The sequence below is a fragment of the Streptomyces sp. OfavH-34-F genome (assembly GCF_022347745.1).
In the GTDB taxonomy this organism is placed as follows: domain Bacteria; phylum Actinomycetota; class Actinomycetes; order Streptomycetales; family Streptomycetaceae; genus Streptomyces.
The window spans coordinates 1-1139 of the sequence record NZ_JAKRGC010000631.1 but is presented as its reverse complement, the minus strand read 5'-3'; the positions used below and the strand labels follow the sequence as shown (position 1 = coordinate 1139).

The following is a 1139-nucleotide window of genomic DNA, read 5'->3' as shown; positions in this document are numbered from 1 at the left end:
CGGAAGCTGGAGCACCCCATGCCCACCCGCCGCACCGCCCTGTCCCTCCTCGCCGGCTCCGCGGCCGCCGTCGCCCTCGGCACCGCCCCCGCCCACGCCCACGGCCGCCCCTTCGGCCGCTACGGCTCGCCCGTCCGCCGCCCCGACCCCTCCTTCCTCTACGTGGACGCGCGCGGCCGGGGCGACCACCGCACCGTCCAGGCCGCCGTGGACGCCGCCACCGGCACCGGCCGCACCCTGGTCATCGCCCCCGGCACCTACCGGGAGACCGTGGACATCCCGGCCGACCGGACCGGGCTCACCCTCCTCGGCGCGGGCGGTGACCCGCGCGACACCGTGATCGTGTACGACAACGCCAACGGCACCCCGCGCCCGGACGGCTCCGGCAACCACGGCACCAGCGGCTCCGCCACCGTCACCGCCCGGCCCGCCGGACTCACCGCCCGCCGCCTGACCTTCGCCAACGACTGGCTGCGCGCCGACCACCCCGACTACACCGGCACCCAGGCCGTCGCCCTCAAGGTGACCGGCGACCGCTCGGCGTTCCTCGACTGCCGCTTCCTGGGCCACCAGGACACCCTCTACGCCGACTCCCCGTCCGTCGCCGTCCCCGCCCGGCAGTACTACCGCGACTGCTACGTGGAAGGGGACGTCGACTTCGTCTTCGGCCGCGCCACGGCCGTGCTGGACCGCTGCCACTTCCGCACCCTGGTCCGCACCGACCTGACCGCCCCGCCCCACGGCTTCGTCTTCGCGCCCAGCACCGCCGGCGCCAACCCGCACGGCTTCCTGGTCCTGCGCTCCCGCGTCACCAGCACGGCCCCCACCGGGTACTTCAAGCTGGCCCGCCCCTGGGTGCCCTCCTCCGACCCCACCGCCCACCCGATGCTGACCGTCCGCGACAGCCACCTCGGGGCGGGCATCGACACCGACGAGCCCTACGGCACCATGTCGGCCGGCTACCCCTGGCAGGACCAGCGCTTCGCGGAGTACCGCAACACGGGCCCCGGCGCCCGCGTCACCGTGCCCGCCAACCGCCCCCTGCTCACCCCGGCCGAGGCGCGCCGGCACACCCCGGCCGCCTGGCTCGGCGACTGGCGCCCGTAGGACGTGTTCCGACGCGGCGCCGTCCGCCCGGG

General features: G+C 76.6%; 1 protein-coding gene. It reads left to right on the top strand.

The features are described from left to right. Positions 1 to 18 precede the first annotated feature (18 nt). On the top strand, positions 19 to 1107 hold the full coding sequence (locus MHW47_RS35575; protein WP_239227925.1) for a pectinesterase family protein: 1089 nt from the start codon (positions 19 to 21) through the stop codon (positions 1105 to 1107). The last annotated feature ends 32 nt before the right edge of the window (positions 1108 to 1139 follow it).